The organism is Dietzia kunjamensis (assembly GCF_045689975.1).
Taxonomy (GTDB): domain Bacteria; phylum Actinomycetota; class Actinomycetes; order Mycobacteriales; family Mycobacteriaceae; genus Dietzia; species Dietzia kunjamensis.
Genome location: NZ_CP143297.1, coordinates 1472273 through 1490217, shown reverse-complemented (window position 1 = coordinate 1490217; position 17945 = coordinate 1472273). Strand labels below are relative to the sequence as shown.

The following is a 17945-nucleotide window of genomic DNA, read 5'->3' as shown; positions in this document are numbered from 1 at the left end:
ACCGTGAGGTCGCAATCCCAGGGCCCCGCCTCCCCCGATCGGGAGGGGCGGGGCCTTCGCGGTGCCGTCCAGGGCCGACCACAGCGCCTAGCGCAGCCGGCGGGGCCCCTCGTCGGCGCTGAACCTGGGGGGCGGCCCCAGCCGGACCGTTGCGTAGAGCACCGCGAGACCGTCGGGTCCGGCGAGCGCCGGGTCCACCGACAGGCGCCGCATCTCCGGCACGTCCTCTACCAGGCATGAAACCCGCCCCATGAGCTCCACCAACGCGTCACGGTCCACAGGCGCGTCCCCGGCATACCCGTCGAGGAGCGCTGCGGCCCGGGGCCGGTCGAGCAGGGCGGCCGCCTCGCGGGGTGAGATCGGCAGCGTGCTGAACGCCCGGTCGGCCAGCAGATCCGACAACATCCCGGACAGTCCGAACGAGATGAGGGTGCCGAAGATCGGGTGATCGGCGACCCGGATGGTCACGGCGACCCCCTTGGTCGCCATCTTCTGCACGTGCAGGGAACGTGAGCCCGTCGTGGACTGGAGGAACGCGAAGGCATGCCGCACCGCGGCAGAGTCGACGAGGTCGAGTCGCACCCCGGACTGATCGCTGCGGGTCCGCCACCGGTCACTCATCGCCTTGACCGCCACCGGGTAGCCCAACTCGTCGGCGGCCATCACGGCCTGGTCGACATCCGTCACGACGCGGTAGTCGACGATGTCGATCCCGTAGCACTCCAACAGGGCCCGGACCTGGCCCTGCGTGAGCTCGAACGACTCGGTTCCGGCGTGGAGCTGGCAGAGCGAGTCCACGAGCTCCCGCGCGCGTGCGCGGTCGATGTCCTCGTACTCGGCGGGCTCCTCGGCCGGCTTGTCGAGCCACTCGGCGTACCGGCGGGCGCGCACCAGTGCGGACACCGCTCGTTCGGGATACGGGTAGGAGGGTATCGAGCCCCGCGCCGCCACCCCGGACTCGTCGGTCACCGTCAGTCCCTCCGGCAGCCCTTCCCCCGCCAGGAAGGTACTCACCACGGGCTTGCTGCTCTCGCCCGCGGCGGTACGGATCGCCTCGGCATAGGCGTCGGGTTCCGTCGCGACCGGAGGGACGAACACCGTCAGGACCGAGTCGACCTCGTCACGTGCGAGGACGTCCGCGATCGCCTCGCGGAACTCCTCCGGGGACGCGCCGGCACCCAGATCGACCGAATGCGCCACGGTGAAGCCCTGTTGACGCGCGGAGTCCCCGCCGAGGCGTCCGACCGCGGAGGAGTTGCCGACGATGCCGAGGCGACCTCCCGTGGGCAGCGGTTGGTAGGCCAGGAGCGTGGCGGTGTCGAACATGTCCGTGATGGAATCCACCTGGATGAGGCCGGAGTCGCGGAACAGTCCACCGATGGCGTTCGCCGTCAGCCCCTCGACGCCCGACTCCAGATCGTCGGCCGCTCGGCGGACCACCACCACCGGCTTGTTGCGCGCCACGCGCCGGGCGATCCGGGAGAACTTGCGGGCGTTACCGAAGCTCTCCAGGTAGAGCAGCACCACCTCGGTGGCGGTGTCGGTGTCCCAGTACTGCAGCAGGTCGTTGCCGGAGACATCGGCGCGGTTACCGGCGGAGACGAACGTGGACAGCCCGAGCCTACGTCGGGCCGCGGCGGCGAGGATGGCGATCCCGAGCGCACCCGACTGGCAGAAGAACCCCGTGCGGCCGGGTCCCGGAACGACTTCTGCGAGGGTCGCGTTGAGCTGCACGTCGGGTGAGGTGTTGATCACCCCGAGCGCGTTGGGGCCGACCACGCGCATCCCGTGGGCGCGGGCCTCGCTGACCAGACGCCGTTCGGAGACGACGCCGGCGCTGCCGACGTCCGAGAACCCGGCGGAGATGACGACGAGGGTCGACACGCCCTTCGACAGGCAGTCGTCGAGGACTTCCGACATGGACGCCGCCGGTACTGCCACTACCGCGAGGTCGACGGGATCCGGGATGTCCCTGACGCTCGGATAGGCGCGCACGGACTGAACCGACGTGGCATCGGAATTGACGGGGTACACGGGACCGGAGAACCCGTTGCCGATGAGGTTGCGCAGTACCGTGTGCCCGATCTTGCCCACCTGGTCCGAGGCGCCGATCACGGCGACGGAACTGGGGTTGAGCACACGCGCCAGACTCCGTGCCTCCGCCGCCGCCTCCCGCGAGTTCCGGACATTGGTCAAGGCCTCGGATGGGTCGATCGCGAACTCCAGGTGGAGAGTGGACCCATCGAACGAACGGGAGATCTCGTACCCGGCCCGCCGGAACACCTGGATCATCGACCGGTTCTCGGAGAGCACCTCGGCCTCGAAGTGGTCGATCCCGCATTCGGCCGCGGCGCCGGCCAGGTGCTCGAGGAAGATCGACCCCAGCCCACGCCCCTGATGCTGGTCGGAGATGGTGAACGCGACCTCGGCGAAGGTCGAGTTCGGCAGTCGCTCGTAGATCGCCATGCCGATGACCTCCGCGCCCAACTCGGCGACGAACGCCATCCGGTCGCGGTAGTCGATGTTGGTCATCCGGGCGAGTTCACGGTCGGACAGCACATCGTGCGATCCGAAGTAACGCAGGTAGCGCGTGCGCTCGGACAGGCTGGTGTGGAACCGGGAGATCTTCTCGGCGTCGTTGGGCAGGATCGGCCGCACGCGCACGGCCCGCCCGTCGGATCCGAGTACGTCCGCAGCCCACTCGTGGGGATAGCCCTCCGGGTACTCGTCGACGGAGGTGTCGGTCGACGCGTGCTCGGGTGGGTCCACCGCCGGGGTGGCGTCGGTCGGGTTCTCGGTCACCGTGTCAACGGTCTCGCGGTCGCCGGGGTGCGCCATGGGGTCCTCCAGGGACTGAGGGGTAGGGGGTCGATGAGTCTGTTGCAGCGCCGCCGGTCAGTCGCGGGGATCGTCCGGGTCGAGTCCGAGCAGGGGGTAGACCGAGCGGCGGGTGTCGAGGATCGACTGGTCGAGTCGGGCGAGCGAACGATCCATCTCCACCCCCCGATCGGATCCCGCGGGCTCCCACGGGGTGTAGCCGGGGGTCTCCCCGTCCCCCATCGTCTGCGGGACGCGGTCGGGGACGGTGAACCTGCCGGCCGCGGCCCGCCACTGGTCCGGGATCGCGGTCGCCGGGTCGAGCGGGACCCCCAGCACGGCAGCGATGAGGTGGGTCCACGACCGCGGGACCACCCGCACCAGTTCGTAGCCGCCCCCGCCGATCGCGACGAGTCTCCCTTCGCAGAGTTCGTCAGCCAGCGCCACGACCTCCAGATACGACTGCCGGTGACCGTCGACGGTCAACGAGAGGTCGGCGAGCGGGTCTTCACGGTGCGAGTCGCACCCGGCCTGCATGACGATGATCTGGGGTTCGAACGTCCGCAGCACTCCGGGGACCACGGCGTGGAAGCCCCGCAGCCAGAGATCATCGGTGACCGCGGGGAGGTACGCCAGGTTGACGGCGGTGCCCTCCGCGCGGCCGACACCGGTCTCCGACGCCCAGCCGGTGGACGGCCACAGGGTGGCTGGGTGCTGGTGCAGGGACACCGTCAGGACCCGCGGGTCCTCGTAGAACGCGGTCTGGACGCCGTCCCCGTGGTGGACGTCGATGTCGACGTAGGCGACGCGGTCGTACCCGTTGTCGAGCAACCAGCTGATCGCCACCGCCGCGTCGTTGTAGACGCAGAACCCGGCGGCGGCAGCGGGCATGGCGTGGTGCATCCCCCCGGCGACGGAGACCGCACGCGTCGCGGCCCCGCTGGCGATGGCCCGGGCGGCCGTCAGCGTGCCGCCCGCGACCGCCGCGCTGGCCTCGTGCATCGCCGGGAACGTCGGGTTGTCGGCCGTCCCGAGCCCGTGGCTCATCCCGACATGCTCACCGGGCGGCAGGTCGCCGGCGGCCTTGACGGCGTCGATGTAGCGGGAGGTGTGGACCCTCAGTAGCTCGTCCTCGCTGGCCGACCCGGGGTCCAGCATCTCGACACCCTGCAGGACGCCGAGCTCGGTCGCGAGGGACATGGTCAGATCGAGCCGCCGTGGACTCATCGGGTGGTCAGCGGAATGCCGGTACTCCAGCAATGACGGACTCCACACGACCTTCGCCGCGACGCCGTCCCCGATCCCGGCCATAGCCACCGTCCTCCCGTGGGCCGGGTAGTTCCCGGCCCGAGCACCCCGAGCGAGCAGTGGGGCACGTCACCCGTGAATCTACGCGTGTGGCACCGGGCCCGGCCCCCGATTGTCCGCTCTCCACCCCGGTCGGTGGCCCGACGGTAGTCTCGGAGGCAGAACCCTGACGGCGCCCGCGCCTGCGGGGAGTCGCACACCTATCGACGATCCGACCGTGGAGGACTGCAGCGTGAAGGACCTGGTGGACACCACCGAGATGTACCTCCGCACCATTTACGAGCTCGAGGAGGAAGGCGTGATCCCGCTGCGGGCGAGGATCGCGGAGCGCCTCGAGCAGAGCGGGCCGACCGTGAGCCAGACCGTCGCGCGGATGGAGCGCGACGGGTTGGTCCTCGTGGCCCCCGACCGGCATCTCCAGCTCACCGCCACGGGCAGGGAACTCGCGGTGGATGTGATGCGTAAGCACCGCCTCGCCGAGCGTCTCCTGGTCGACGTGATCGGACTGGAGCTCGAGAAGGTCCACGCCGAGGCGTGCCGCTGGGAGCACGTGATGAGCGACGACGTCGAGCGGCGGCTCATCGAGGTCCTCGATGACCCCCGGACCTCTCCCTACGGCAACCCGATCCCCGGGCTGGAGCGGATCGGGTACCCCGCCTCCGCCCTCGACGACCCCAACCAGATCAGGCTCTCGGCGCTGGAGAGCGACGTGGCCCACCGGGTCCGGATCCGGGCGATCGGTGAGAACGTGCAGATCGACACGGAACTGATCTCCGAGCTCCGGGCCGCGGGCGTCGAACCGCTCAGAACCGTCACCGCCACCCGCCGCGGGCACCTCGTCGAGCTCGACTCCGGTGAGGGGCGCACGGTGGAACTCGACGGCGACCACGCCCACGCGATCCAGGTCGAGATCGTCTCGTGAAGCTGCTCGTCACCGGCGGCGCCGGGTATGTCGGCGGGGTCTGCGCGACGGTCCTGATCGAGCGCGGTCACGAGGTGGTGGTGCTCGACGACCTGTCCACGGGTAACCGGGACGGGGTTCCCGAGGGGGCGACGTTCGTCGAGGGGGACGTGGCCGTACGCGCGCCGGAGGTTCTCGACTCCTCGTTCGACGGTGTCCTGCACTTCGCCGCGCGTTCCCTCGTCGGCGAGTCCGTCGAGAAGCCCGGGGAGTACTGGCAGGGCAACGTCGTCACGTCCCTGGCCCTCCTCGACGCGATGCGTGAGTCCGGGGTGGGCAACCTGGTGTTCTCCTCCACCGCCGCCACCTACGGCGAGCCCGAGCAGGTCCCCATCACCGAGGACATGCCCACGCGTCCGACCAACACCTACGGGGCCACCAAACTCGCGATCGATCACGCCATCACGTCGTACGCCACCGCGTACGGTCTCGCCGCGACCAGCCTGCGCTACTTCAACGTCGCCGGGGCCTATCACGGTGCGGGCGAGAACCGGGTCGTGGAGACCCACCTCATCCCGCTCGTGCTGCAGGTCGCGCTCGGCCATCGCGCCGATATCAAGGTCTTCGGTGACGACTGGCCCACCCCCGATGGCACGTGCATCCGCGACTACATCCACGTCGCCGACCTCGCCGACGCCCATCTGCTGGCGCTGGAGACCAACACTCCCGGCACCCACCGGGTGCTCAACCTGGGCAGCGGTGAGGGGTTTTCCGTCCGTGAGGTCATCGACGTGTGCCGGGAGGTCACCGGACATCCCATCCCCGACGTCGTCGCCCCACGTCGCGCCGGCGACCCGGCGGTGCTCGTGGCCTCCAGCGCCCGGGCGATCGCCGAACTCGGGTGGAACCCCTCCCGCACCGACCTGCGTACGGTCGTCGAGGACGCCTGGGCGTTCACCGAGGCGCTCGGCGACCGCGCGCACTCGGCTCCGCGCTGACCCGGAGCGGCTCAGGCGGCCGCGGCCACCTGCCTGAGCCGTTCCGGAGACAGGCCCGCGTGCAGGCTGTCGATCAGGAGCCGGGCGAGGGAGTTGCCGGCGTCGGCGTCCAGGGCCGCCGACAGGGCCGACCAGGCATGCACCCCGCTACCGTCGAAGTAGGCCGCGGCGCCGAGTAGCAGGAGCGCCACCGAGCGTTCGCGCCCCGGCCTCCGGCGCGCGACCGCCCACCACACGAGACGTCGGCCGTCGCCGTCGCCCAGACCCCGCTGGGCCAGCCGCCGGTAGATCTCGTCCCGAACCGCGATGACGAGCAGGTCCCGGCCGATTCCGGCGAGCTCGTCGTCGTCGACACTCTCCCCCACCTCCAGTCGACGTGCGGCGTCGTCGTGACGCTCGACCGCCTCGGCCACCACCGCCTCCGCCACCCGACGGGCCCCGTCCACCCGCGGCGGCCCCGACTCGTGGGGATCCTCGTCGCAGGCGTCCGCGTCCCGCACGAGGTACATCCGGTCTATCTCGTCCCGCGAGCCGGCCCGGACCCGGCCACCGTACGCGTGGACCGCGGCGATCTGCGTCGAGTCGGGACCGAGTTGGACCCCACGGACCATCCCGAACAGGTCCACCCACGGTGCGCCCTCGGCGAACTCGCCGACGCCGTAGGCCGCCGCGACCTCTGTGCCCGCGACACCCAGCCAGTACTCGAACGCCGATGCGGCGTCCTCCGCCCGCAAGCCCGCGTGGTAGTCCTCCACGCAGTCCTCGTGCACCACGACCAGATGCACCGACCCGATCCCCTCCCGCGCGCAGAACTGCGCCAACCCGCGCGCGGGACCGGGATCGACAGCCGGGTTCGAGCGCCCCACGGAAGCGTCGTCGGGACCGCCGTCGTGATAACCGTCCACGTCGTCGTCACCGTCGAGCAACTCGTCGTCATCGGGGTCGCCCCGTCCCGCCCCCAGCAACCCGTCGACATCCATACGGACCACCGGCCCCTGCCCGCCGTCGGCCGTCTCGCCGCACAGCACCACCACCGACCCCCGGCCCGGTGGGAACCCGAGCATCGCCGGTATGGAGGCGATCAACTCCTCCGGCGAGGAGATCACCACCGTCGCCCGTCCGTCCGCCCCGTCATCGTCGATCATCTCGCCGGTCGTCATCGTCCTCATCCGTCTCCTGTCTCGCGCGTCCTGGGCCCCGCCCGGGTCCCGGCCCGCAGGTGCCGTGCACCGGTCTCACCATCGGGCACGTGGTCGGCCACCGGAGGCCTGCGGGCGTCCTGTCGCGCCCCGCCTGTGGAGAGGGGGACGACCTGTGGGGAACGGCAGGGGCACCGCCACCGGGGAATCAACCCGGGCGCGGTGTCGTTGTCACAGTTGTGAACCCCGTCCCGGATGGACGACCGGGCGACCCCGTACTCCCGACGGACGGGGTGTGGTGACGAGAGGAGTCGACATGGCCAGGCACAGCGATCTGTACCGAATGATCGAACCCGTTCCCGACCTGCGTTCTGAGGACGGCCGCGGGCCGGTCCTCGTGCACGGACTCGAGGGGTTCTCGGATGCCGGCCAGGCGATCCAGGGCGTGGCCGAACACCTCCGCGAAACCCTGGACTCGCAGCTGATCGTCGAGTTCGACGTCGACGAGCTGGTGGACTACCGGTCCCGCCGCCCCCACCTGAAATACTCGTTCGATCGGTTCTCCGAGTACGACCAGCCGACGATCCAACTGCACGCCGTCAAGGCCACCGACGGCACGTCGTTCCTGTTGCTCTCGGGCCTCGAACCCGACCTGAAGTGGGACGGTTTCACCAACTCCGTGATCGATCTGGCCGCCACCTTCGGCGTCCGCATGTCGATCGGACTCGGGGCCATGCCGCTGGGCGTGCCGCACACCCGGCCGACCAACTCCAGCGCCCACGCCAGTGATGTGGACCTCATCCAGGGGTTCACCGCCTGGCCCGGCGAGTTCTCCGTGCCCGGCAACGTGACCTCACTGCTCGAGCTGCGGATGGCCGAGCACGGGATCCCGTCCGCGGGCTTCACCGTGCACGTCCCCCAGTACCTGTCCCAGACCGCGTACCCCGCGGCGGTGCTCAACCTCGTCGACAACGTCTCGCGGCTCGCGGACCTCGAGCTGCCGACCACCGGACTGGAGAAGGCCGCCGAGGAGTTCACCGCGCAGGTCAACGCGCAGATCGAGAACAACCACGAGGTCCTCACCGCCGTCGAGCTCATGGAGAAGCAGTACGACCAGTTCATGGAGACGCGGCTGGGCTCCGATTCACTCAACCCCGGCGGCAAGCCGTTGCCCTCCGGCGACGAGATCGGTGCCGAGTTCGAGCGGTTCCTGGCCCAGCAGGCCGAGGACGACGGGTCGGGCCGGGGCCCGGAGATGAACGGCTGACCGACCCCGGCGACTAGGCTCGGACCGGTGCATCTGCCCCACCTCCTCGCCGACCTCGACGACGTCCCCGCCGACCTGCACGACGAGGCGGTGTTCGACGCGTTCGTGGCGTGGGCCGCCGACCGGGGGCTCACGCCGTACCCGGCGCAGGAGGAAGCCGTCCTCGAGATCGCCGCCGGCAGCCACGTGATCCTGGCCACCCCCACAGGCTCCGGCAAGTCCCTCGTGGCACTGGGGGCCCACTTCTCGGCGATGGCACGAGGTGTCCGCAGCTACTACACCGCCCCCATCAAGGCGCTCGTCAGCGAGAAGTTCTTCGCCCTGTGCGAGGTCTTCGGCGCCGAGAACGTGGGCATGCTCACCGGCGACGCCTCGGTCAACGCCGACGCCCCCATCGTCTGCGCCACCGCCGAGATCGTCGCCAACATCGCCCTGCGAGAGGGGTCGGCCGCCGACATCGGCCAGGTGGTGATGGACGAGTTCCACTACTACTCCGAGCCGGACCGCGGGTGGGCCTGGCAGGTGCCGCTCATCGAACTGCCCGACACGCAGTTTCTGCTCATGTCCGCGACGCTCGGGGACGTCGACTGGTTGCGGGAGGACCTGCGTCGGCGCACGGGTCGGGAGTGCGTGCACATCGGCGGCACCGAACGCCCCGTCCCCCTGTCGTTCGAGTACGAGCTCAGCGGCGTCCACGAGACGGTGGAACTGCTCCTCCGTGACGGCAAGGCCCCCGTCTACATCGTCCACTTCACCCAGGCCGCCGCACTCGAACAGGCCCAGGCGTTGACCTCGCTCTCGGTGGCGACCAAGGAGCGCAAGGCCGCGGTCTCCGAGGAGATCGGCGGGTTCCGGTTCAGCACCGCGTTCGGCCGCACCCTGCGCAAACTCCTGCTCCACGGGATCGGCGTCCACCACGCGGGCATGCTCCCCAAATACCGGCGGCTGGTGGAGCGGCTGGCGCAGGACGGCCTGCTCACCGTCATCTGCGGTACGGACACCCTCGGCGTCGGGATCAACGTGCCCATCCGGACCGTGCTGTTCACCGGCCTGACCAAGTTCGACGGCCGTCGTCAGCGGGTCCTCAAGGCCCGCGAGTTCCACCAGATCGCGGGCCGTGCCGGTCGGGCCGGGTTCGACACCGAGGGGTTCGTGGTGGTGCTCGCCCCCGAGCACGAGATCGAGAACGCCAAGGCCGCCGCGAAGGCCGCCGCCAACCCCAAGAAGAAGGCCAAGGCGGGCAAGAAGAAGCCCCCCGAGGGGTTCGTCAACTGGTCCCGGTCGACCTTCGACAAGCTCGTCGGCGCGCAGCCGGAGCAACTGACCAGTCGCTTCGAGGTGAGCAACTCGATGCTGCTCAACATCATCTCCCGACCCGGCAGTTGCTACGACCACATGCGGCACCTGCTGTTGTCCTCGCACGAGACCCGCGCGCGGGTACGTCGGCACGTGCTCCGCGCGATCGAGCTGTTCCGCGGACTGGAGGCCGCCGGGATCGTGGAACGGCTCCCGGAGCCCGACGGCGACGGGCGGCACGTCCGGCTGACGGTGGACCTCCAACGGGATTTCGCGCTGAACCAGCCGCTGGCGCCGTTCGCGATCGCTGCGATGGAGGTGCTCGACCCGGAGTCCCCCACCCCCGAGCTGGACCTGGTCTCGGTGATCGAGGCCGTGCTCGACGATCCCCGGCCGATCCTGTACGCCCAGCAGCGCCAGGCCCGTGGGGAGGCGATCGGGGCGCTCAAGGCCGACGGGGTCGAGTACTCCGAGCGCATGGAGTTGGTCGAGGACATCTCGTGGCCCAAGCCGCTCGGGGACCTCATCGCCGACGCCTACGACGCCTACCGCGCAGGGCATCCGTGGGTCGCCGGGATCGAACCGTCACCGAAATCGGTCATCCGGGAGATGGTCGAACGGGGCATGACGTTCTCGGACCTCGTCTCGGCCTACGGGCTCGGCCGCTCCGAGGGAGCCGTCCTGCGCTACCTCACCGACGCCTACCGGGCACTGCGCCAGACCGTCCCCGCCGACCGACGCTCCGAGGAGTTCGAGGACCTGGTCGAGTGGCTGGGCGAACTGGTCCGACAGGTGGACTCGAGCCTGCTGGACGAGTGGGAGCTCCTCACCGACCCGGATCTGTCGTCCGCCCAGGTCGCGGAGCTCGCGTTCGGTGAGTCCGCCGGGAACACCAGGCCCGTCACCGCGAACAGGCGCGCGTTCCGCGTGATGGTGCGCAACGCGATGTTCCGCCGCGTCGAACTGCTCTCGCGCGACGACATCGAGCGGTTGGCGGAACTTGACGCCGACGTTCCCGACCACCCCGACTGGGACACGGAGATCGACGCCTACTGGGACGAGTACGACGCCATCGGAACCGGTCCGGCGGCCCGTGGCCCCGCACTGTTCACGGTCACCGAGTCGGGCCCCGGCGTGGAGACCAATACGTGGCGGGTCCGGCAGGTGCTCGACGACCCGGAGGGCGACCACGGTTGGGCGATCGAGGGTGTGGTGGACCTGGCGGCCTGCGACGAGGCGGGCGAGGTGCGTTTCGCCTCACTCGCCCTCCACGGGTGAACCCGCCCCCGACCTGGAACCTACCCGCGCGGCCCGGGTCCGTAGCATGTGCGACGAACCCCGACCCGATCGATGGAGGACAGTTGTGACCCCCCGCATCCTGTACAAGAGACTCGCGCTCGCGGAGGTGGTCACCTGGACGCTCCTGATCCTGGGCATGATCGGCAAGTACGGCTTGGGATTCGACTGGGCGACCATGGTCGGCGGCAGCGTCCACGGGTTCGTGTTCCTCTGCTACGCGGTGGCCACCGTCGCGGTCTGGACCGACAAGCGGTGGACCGCAGGGACCGGTGTCCTCGGTCTGGCCTCCGCCGTGATCCCCTATGCGACCGTCCCGTTCGAGCGGTCGGTGGAGCGTCGTGGACTGCTCGACGGCCCGTGGCGGGTCGGCCCGGAGGGCGACGCCCCGCGTACGCTCCCGGAGCGCGTGCTGGCCTTCGCGGTGCGGTCGCCCGCCCTCGCGTTGGTGGCGACGCTCGTCGTGGTGGCGATCGTGTTCTCGCTGTTGCTGATGGCCGGCCCGCCGACCGAGTGGTTCTCGTGACCCCCACCCGCGAACCCGGCCGCCGGGAGTTGAACAAGGCCGACAAGCAGCGGCGCATCCACGCGGCCGCCCGCGACCTGTTCACCCGTCGCGGCTACTCCTCGGTGACCACCCAGGAGGTCGCCGATCTGGCCGAGGTCGGGACGGGGACGCTGTTCCGGTACGCGCAGTCCAAGGGCGAACTGTTGTGCATGGTCGCCAACGACGAGTTTCGCGCGATGGTCGAGACCGTCCCGGCCACCGGCGACCCGGTGAACGATCTCGTCACCCTGTGCGAACCTCTCCTGGTGGCGCTCGACAGGCAGCCGGAGAACATCGCGGCGTACCACCGCGAGACGCTGTTCGGGGAGCCCGGGCCGCACCGCGCGGAGGCGCAACGCATCCTCGGAGAGCTTCGCGACCTCATCGCCGGCGTCCTCGCAGGTCACTCGGGCACTTCCGCGACCGCGGACGACCTCGCCGGTCCGGCCCAGACCGTGTTCGACGTGCTCTACATGACCATCGTGCGGTGCGGGGTGGAGCGCTCCCCCGTCAGCGACAGCCGCGGGACTGTCACCGAGCAGGTCCGCCACGTGCTCTACGGCGTCCTGCCTCCGGCCGCCACGGGTTCCGACTGACCACACCCACCCCGGTGTGGGGCGCGCCACCGCGTCGGGCGAGACTGACAGCATGACCGAGGTTGACCAGAGCACCGCCCGCCCCGTCAAGGACGCCTCCACCGTGATGGTGATCCGCGATTCCACCGCCGGCCCGGAGGTGTTCGTCGCCCGCCGCGTCAAGGGTATGGCGTTCGCCGGTGGGATGACCGTCTTCCCGGGTGGAGGGGTGGACGCCGCCGACGACGACCCCGACCTCGCGTGGACGGGCCCGGCCCCCACCTGGTGGGCCGAGCGCCTCGGGTGCGACGAGCCGCGGGCCCGCCGGCTGGTCTGCGCCGCCGCCCGGGAGACGTTCGAGGAGTGCGGTGTCCTGTTGGCGGATCACCTCGACGGAGCCGCGGTCTCGGATGCCGGCAGGTACCACTCGGCCCGTGCCGAGCTCGAAGCCCACGAATTGTCGTTCAGCGGCTTCCTGGAGCGGGAGGAGCTCTCGCTGGCCGCCGGCCGTCTCCGTCCGTTCGACCACTGGATCACTCCCGAGGTCGAGAAGCGCCGGTACGACACCCGGTTCTTCCTCGCCGCACTGCCAGGCGGGCAGGAGCCGGACGACCTGACCACCGAGGTGGACCTGACCATGTGGGCCCGCCCCGTGGACCTGCTGGCGGACTTCCGTACGGGCCACTCGATGCTGCTGCCGCCCACCTGGACCCAGCTACGCCACCTCGCCGAGTTCGCGGACGTCGACTCCGCACTGGCCGCGTCCCGGACCATCGCGCCGATCCAACCGGAGATCATCGAGCACCGCGGCGGCATCAGGGTCGGGTTCGACGGCTCCGACGAGTACTGGTCGGACTATCAGGCAGGGCATCCGCCGACCGGGAACTGATCGGCGCGCGCCGGGACCCGTGCGCCGGACCCTGTCGAACCGCTCACGGAGACGGTGGCTCGGTGGTTGACTGCCTTGCATGCCGGCATTCGAGTTCGACGTGGACGCGTCGATCGCGGCCGGGTGGGACCGTTTCGCCTCCCACCTGGCCGATCTCCTGCGCGACCTGGTCCCCGGCGCGATCTTCGACCTGGCGGTACCCGTCCTCGGTGCGCCCTCCGCGCACACGCCGTACATCCGGTTCACCGCCGTCGCCTCCGGGCGGGTCGACGCCGAGGTCTCCGGCGGCGGTTCTGAGGACACCCCCACCCCCCTGAGCCCCGCGCAACTGGCGCAGCTCTCGGCCCTCGGATGGCAGGCCGCCGACACGGGTCGTGAACCGGATCCCGCCGCCGGCCCACGTGTCAGCCTGACGACGGACCGGGCCCGCGAGCTGTCCCACCTCGTCGCCGGGACCCTGGAACAGGTGTTCGGGATCCGACACCCGGTGTTCCTGCACGATGTCACCGACTCCGATCCGGATGACGTCGTCGGCGCGCGTCCGGTCGAGCCCGGGGCTCCGGACGGGGACCCGTCCGACGCCGGGAGCCCGCCGGGCGGCGAGGATGACTTCCGCCCGCAGCCGATCACCGATCCGGACCAGGCGACCCGGGCTGTGGAAGCGGCCCTCACCGAGGTCTACCGGCGGCGTGTCCGGGCCGACGAGCACGATGTCTTCACCGTCCCCGCCGGGTGCGTCCTGCTCTTCGTGCGCGCGCACCGTTCCCTGCCGCTCATAGTGTTCCGCAGTCCGCTGGTGTCGGCGGTGGAGGACGCGGCCGCCGCGGAGACCGAGGTCGCGATCCTCAACCGCGACTCCTTGTGGTGCCGGTACGTCTTCGACGGCGAGGCGATCACCGCCGAGTCGGAGTTCGTCGACCGGGTGTTCGTGCCGGTCAACTTCAAGATCCAGCTGGCCGAGATCTCCGCGGAGCTCGATGACGTCTACCCGGACCTCGTACGCCGGGTCGCGGGCAAACACTCGCGGGACCTGCGAGCCTCCGATGACCCCGACCCCGACGGGCCGTAGGATCAGGGACTGCCGGGACCGGCCCGGCGCACGATCCCGCCACAGGAGCGCCCCTATGCGTCGCGCCGCCCTCGCCGCCGTGGTCACGGCGGCGACCGTGTTGACCAGTGCCTGCTCTCCGTCGCTCCTCGGCGACGACGACGAACGCGCCGTGCCCGTCCCCACCGCCGAGCCCAGCGGCCCGCTGCCCTCATCCCAGCAGTTCGACCGCCCGTTCCCCGTCTCGGGCGATCTGTGGGACGCCACCGTCACCGTGTCGAACCTGCGGATCGAGCCGTCCTCCGCGTACTCGGACGCCGTGCTGGTGGTGGATGTCCGTGCCGTGCAGTCGTCCGGGCAGCCCGAGCTGGGTCCGGCCGACTTCTCCGCCTTCGACCCCTCGGGACGACCCTTCGAGCGGATCCAGAACCCCGCGGGAATCGTCGACGACCCGCTGGTCCCCTCGGTCCTGGCCACCCCCGGCGAGGAGATCCGGGGAATGGTGGCCTGGACGGTGCCCCGCGGTGTCAGGATCGGCCGGATCGATGTGACCACCCCCGGCACGATCGGTTCGTTCATCGTGACCCGCCAGCCGGACGACCCCGCCCGGTCCTAGTCGCCCGCGGGATCCGACCCCGTCAGGTACGTCCAGCGCCCGCCCCTGCGCTCGAACAGCGACCGTTCCCGCATCACGGTCGGGCCCTCCGGGCCGGTGTACAGCGCTTCGAACTCGACCACCCCGTCGTCGTCGCCCTCATCTCCGGCGACCACCTCCACGACGGTGAGCCCGGTCCACTCCACGTCGGATGCCTCGACCGTCGGCGGCCTGGTCCGGGGATGCCACGTGCGCCAGAGATGGTCCGTGTGCCCCAGCACGAACGCCGTGTACCGCGACCGCATCAGCCGCTCGGCCGTGCGCGCGGGTAGTCCGTCCTCGACGATCGGACCGCAGCACGTCCCGAACCCGTCCCCACTGCCACACGGGCATGCGCTCATCGGTCCACTCCGTTCCCCCTGCGATCCGATCCCCTCAGGCTACCGCCGCCGCACCGGGCGGCCACCGACCCGCCCAGCCCCGCCACCGGACGCCGCCCGCCTACCCCCGGCCTTCCCGGCGGTCTATCCTCGCTGGTGACATGACTGGTTTCGCTTCCCTCCGCTCGCTCACGCGACGCCGCCCGGACCCCGACCTCGCACCCCTTCGCGTACGCTCCTGCCGCGACCTGTGCAATTGGAACGAGACCCCGGTCGAACGTCGGGGAGAGCCGCTGTTCGCGTGCCGCGGATGCGGATCCCAGTGGGTCCCGAGTGAACCGTGGACCCCGCGCGAGGCCACCGGGGAGATCCCCCGGGCCGTCCTGGACCTCCTCCGGTCCGGCGACTGACCACCCGGGGTACGACGTCACCGTCCGCTATAGAGTCGGACCATGACCACGACCCCTCTGTCCCCCCTCTCGTCCGCCGGCGCCGGGACCGTCGACGCGATCCTGCGACGGTCCGCCCGCCGGTTCCCCGACCGGGTCGCCCTGACCTTCGCCGACCGTCGCTGGACCTACGCCGAACTCGACACCGCCGTCGACCGGGTCGCCTCCCTGCTCGCCGCTCGGGGGCTCGACGACGGTGCGCGGATCGCCGCCTACGGGGTCAACTCGGACGCCTACCTCATCGGCTTTCTCGCGACCTCACGGGCGGGGTACACCCACGTCCCGGTGAACTACGCCCTGACGGGCGGAGAGCTCGAGTACCTCCTGACGGATTCCGGCGCCTCACTCGTGCTGGTCGACCCCGCACAGGCGCCGACCCTCGAGACCGTCGTCCAGACCCTGCCGTCGCTGCAGACGCTCGCGCTGCAACCCGCCGCCGGGGACCCCGCCGACGGCACGCTGCTGGGCGCGGCAGTGGATCGGGGCGAGGCCCGGCCCGTCGACTCCCCCGCATCCGGGAGCGACCTCGCGCAGCTCCTGTACACCTCGGGCACCACCTCGCGGCCCAAGGGCGCGATGATGACGCACGCGGCACTGGCACACGAGTACGTCAGCTGCATCCTCTCCCTCGACCTCGCAGCGGATGACGCACCACTGGTGACGATGCCGCTGTACCACTCCGCGGCCATGCACGTGTTCGCGATGCCCTACCTCTCGCTGGGGGCGACGGTGCACCTGATGGCCGCGCCCGACATCCCGGAGATCCTCCGGCGCGTCGAGGAGGACGGGATCGGGTCGCTGTTCCTCGCACCGACGGTCTGGGTTCCGCTGGCCTCCCACCCCGACCTCGACACGCGTGACCTGTCGAGCCTGCGCAAGGCCCAGTACGGCGCGTCGATCATGCCGGTCACCGTGCTGCAGCGCCTGCGCGACAAGTACCCCGAGCTCGGTTTCTACAACTGCTTCGGGCAGTCCGAGATCGGGCCGCTGGCGTGCGTCCTGCGTCCCGAGGAGCACGATGCACGCCCGGCCAGTGCCGGCCGTCCCGTCTTCTTCGTCGAGGCGCGCGTCGTCGACGAGAGCGGCGCGGAGGTCGCGGCCGGCGAGCAGGGTGAGATCGTCTACCGCTCCCCGCAACTGTGCCAGGGGTACTGGAACAAGCCCGAGGCCACGCAGGAGGCGTTCCGCGACGGGTGGTTCCACTCCGGGGACCTCGTGGTGCGTGACCCGGAGGGGTTCGTCGAGGTGGTCGACCGGATCAAGGACGTCATCAACACCGGCGGTGTCCTGGTGGCCTCCCGCGAGGTGGAGGACGCCGTGTACCGGGACGAGCGGGTCGCCGAGGTCGCCGTGATCGGCACCCCGGATCCCAAGTGGATCGAGGCGGTGACCGCGGTCGTCGTCCTCAAGGACGGAGTTCACGCCACGGAGGACGAGATCGTCGCGAGCACGCGCGAGCACCTCGCCCCGTTCAAAGTGCCCAAGCGGGTGGTGTTCGTCGATGAACTGCCCCGCAACCAGTCCGGAAAGCTCCTCAAGCGGGAGTTGCGGCAGGACTGACACGCCTCGGGGCGGTCAGGCGATCCGGGCCAGGACCTCGCGTGCCACCAACGCGGGGGCCTGTTCCGGTATCCAGTGACCGAGGTCATCGAGCGGGACGAAACGGTACTCGGCCGTCACCCGCTCCGCCGTCGCGTCGGCCCCGCTGCGCGCGACCGCGGGATCCTGCCCGCCCCACAGGAAGGTGGTGGGGACGGTGACGTCGGGGAGGTCGTACCTCCGCATCGCGCGGTACCAGTGCAGGGCCGCGGTCAGGGCCGAGCGCTCCCCGAGCACCTCGAGATGCCTGTCCACCAGATCCGGCGGTACCTGCCCGCCGAACATGGCACGCAATCGGTGAGCATCCCCCTCGAGGAGCACGTCCTCGGCCTTGCCCTCCTGTCGGAACAATCCGAAGTACGCCGACCGGGCCTGTTGATCGGGATCCGCCCTGATCGCATCGGAGAACGCCGCGAGATGCGGGATCGAGATGGCCGTGAGACTCGCGACCCGATCGGCGTGGTGGGCGGCCAGCCACCATGCCACGGACGCCCCCCAGTCATGACCGACCACGTGGACACGCTCGAGCCCCAGACCGTCCGCCACGGCGAGGGCGTCAGCCGACAGGTGCTCGATGGCATAGTCCGCCACATCGTGCGGACGCGCTCCGGGCGAGTATCCACGCTGCATGGGGGCCACCACCCGGACACCCTGAGTCACCAGGTCCGCGGCGACGCGTTCCCATTCCCACGCCGACTCGGGGAAGCCGTGCAGGGCCAACACCGTCCGCACCGGTGCAGTGTCGGCCGCGTGGCCGTCCGGCTCCCACACCAGGACGTCGAGGGTGCCTGCCGGGACGTCCACGGTCGTTCTCCGAGGTTCCATGGAGCGGACCCTAGCG

15 protein-coding genes are annotated in these 17945 nt (G+C 70.6%); 10 read left to right on the top strand and 5 right to left on the bottom strand.

What is annotated here, in order from left to right; genetic code table 11:
- Positions 1 to 87: 87 nt before the first annotated feature.
- Together VZF99_RS06925 and VZF99_RS06920 are read right to left on the bottom strand one after the other, a co-directional pair.
- Positions 88 to 2838 carry a GNAT family N-acetyltransferase gene (locus VZF99_RS06925; protein WP_120283116.1) on the bottom strand — a complete coding sequence of 917 codons (2751 nt, stop codon included), beginning with the start codon at positions 2836 to 2838 and terminating at the stop codon, positions 88 to 90.
- A 57-nt stretch (positions 2839 to 2895) separates the two neighbouring features.
- Positions 2896 to 4128 carry an acetoin utilization protein AcuC gene (locus VZF99_RS06920; RefSeq protein WP_407335960.1) on the bottom strand — a complete coding sequence of 411 codons (1233 nt, stop codon included), beginning with the start codon at positions 4126 to 4128 and terminating at the stop codon, positions 2896 to 2898.
- A 229-nt stretch (positions 4129 to 4357) separates the two neighbouring features.
- Here VZF99_RS06920 and VZF99_RS06915 point away from each other — a divergent pair, with 229 nt between their 5' ends.
- Positions 4358 to 5047: an iron dependent repressor, metal binding and dimerization domain protein gene (locus VZF99_RS06915; RefSeq protein WP_407335959.1), complete on the top strand. Its 690-nt coding sequence runs from the start codon at positions 4358 to 4360 to the stop codon at positions 5045 to 5047.
- Positions 5044 to 6024, top strand: a complete 981-nt coding sequence (gene galE / locus VZF99_RS06910) for a UDP-glucose 4-epimerase GalE (RefSeq protein WP_069390204.1) — start codon at positions 5044 to 5046, stop codon at positions 6022 to 6024. The genes VZF99_RS06915 and galE overlap by 4 nt, the downstream gene beginning before the upstream one ends.
- 11 nt (positions 6025 to 6035) lie before the next feature.
- Here the strand turns inward: galE and VZF99_RS06905 are convergent, their stop codons facing one another.
- Positions 6036 to 7193, bottom strand: coding sequence for a DUF4192 family protein (locus tag VZF99_RS06905; RefSeq protein WP_407335958.1), 1158 nt, complete (start codon positions 7191 to 7193; stop codon positions 6036 to 6038).
- A 286-nt stretch (positions 7194 to 7479) separates the two neighbouring features.
- Between VZF99_RS06905 and VZF99_RS06900 the strand changes: the two genes are divergently transcribed.
- From VZF99_RS06900 to VZF99_RS06870, 7 genes are all read left to right on the top strand, one after another.
- On the top strand, positions 7480 to 8430 hold the full coding sequence (locus tag VZF99_RS06900) for a proteasome assembly chaperone family protein (protein WP_069390205.1): 951 nt from the start codon (positions 7480 to 7482) through the stop codon (positions 8428 to 8430).
- 27 nt (positions 8431 to 8457) lie between these two features.
- Positions 8458 to 11004 (top strand): DEAD/DEAH box helicase, encoded by a 2547-nt coding sequence (locus VZF99_RS06895; RefSeq protein WP_407335957.1) that lies wholly within the window; start codon positions 8458 to 8460, stop codon positions 11002 to 11004.
- 85 nt (positions 11005 to 11089) lie between these two features.
- A complete protein-coding gene (locus VZF99_RS06890) occupies positions 11090 to 11548 on the top strand; it encodes a DUF3817 domain-containing protein (protein WP_096905531.1) in 459 nt (152 codons plus the stop codon).
- Complete coding sequence (locus VZF99_RS06885; RefSeq protein ID WP_067715815.1) at positions 11545 to 12165, top strand: TetR/AcrR family transcriptional regulator; 621 nt, start codon at positions 11545 to 11547, stop codon at positions 12163 to 12165. Before VZF99_RS06890 ends, VZF99_RS06885 begins: the two co-directional genes overlap by 4 nt.
- A gap of 52 nt (positions 12166 to 12217) precedes the next feature.
- Positions 12218 to 13033, top strand: coding sequence for an NUDIX hydrolase (locus tag VZF99_RS06880; RefSeq protein WP_067715878.1), 816 nt, complete (start codon positions 12218 to 12220; stop codon positions 13031 to 13033).
- Positions 13034 to 13112: 79 nt separating this feature from the next.
- Entirely contained in the window at positions 13113 to 14102 is a 990-nt protein-coding gene (locus VZF99_RS06875) for a TY-Chap domain-containing protein (protein ID WP_120283109.1), read from the top strand.
- A gap of 55 nt (positions 14103 to 14157) precedes the next feature.
- Positions 14158 to 14697: a hypothetical protein gene (locus VZF99_RS06870; protein ID WP_067715809.1), complete on the top strand. Its 540-nt coding sequence runs from the start codon at positions 14158 to 14160 to the stop codon at positions 14695 to 14697.
- Here VZF99_RS06870 and VZF99_RS06865 read toward each other — a convergent pair.
- Complete coding sequence (locus tag VZF99_RS06865; protein ID WP_120283107.1) at positions 14694 to 15077, bottom strand: YchJ family protein; 384 nt, start codon at positions 15075 to 15077, stop codon at positions 14694 to 14696. The genes VZF99_RS06870 and VZF99_RS06865 overlap by 4 nt on opposite strands.
- 431 nt (positions 15078 to 15508) lie before the next feature.
- Here VZF99_RS06865 and VZF99_RS06860 point away from each other — a divergent pair, with 431 nt between their 5' ends.
- The gene (locus VZF99_RS06860; RefSeq protein ID WP_120283103.1) at positions 15509 to 17065 is read left to right on the top strand and encodes a fatty acyl-CoA synthetase; all 1557 of its coding nucleotides are present in this window, start codon (positions 15509 to 15511) and stop codon (positions 17063 to 17065) included.
- Between the two features lie 15 nt (positions 17066 to 17080).
- On the opposite strand, the gene VZF99_RS06855 is transcribed toward VZF99_RS06860, so the two are convergent.
- On the bottom strand, positions 17081 to 17929 hold the full coding sequence (locus VZF99_RS06855; RefSeq protein ID WP_167457801.1) for an alpha/beta fold hydrolase: 849 nt from the start codon (positions 17927 to 17929) through the stop codon (positions 17081 to 17083).
- Positions 17930 to 17945 lie beyond the last annotated feature (16 nt).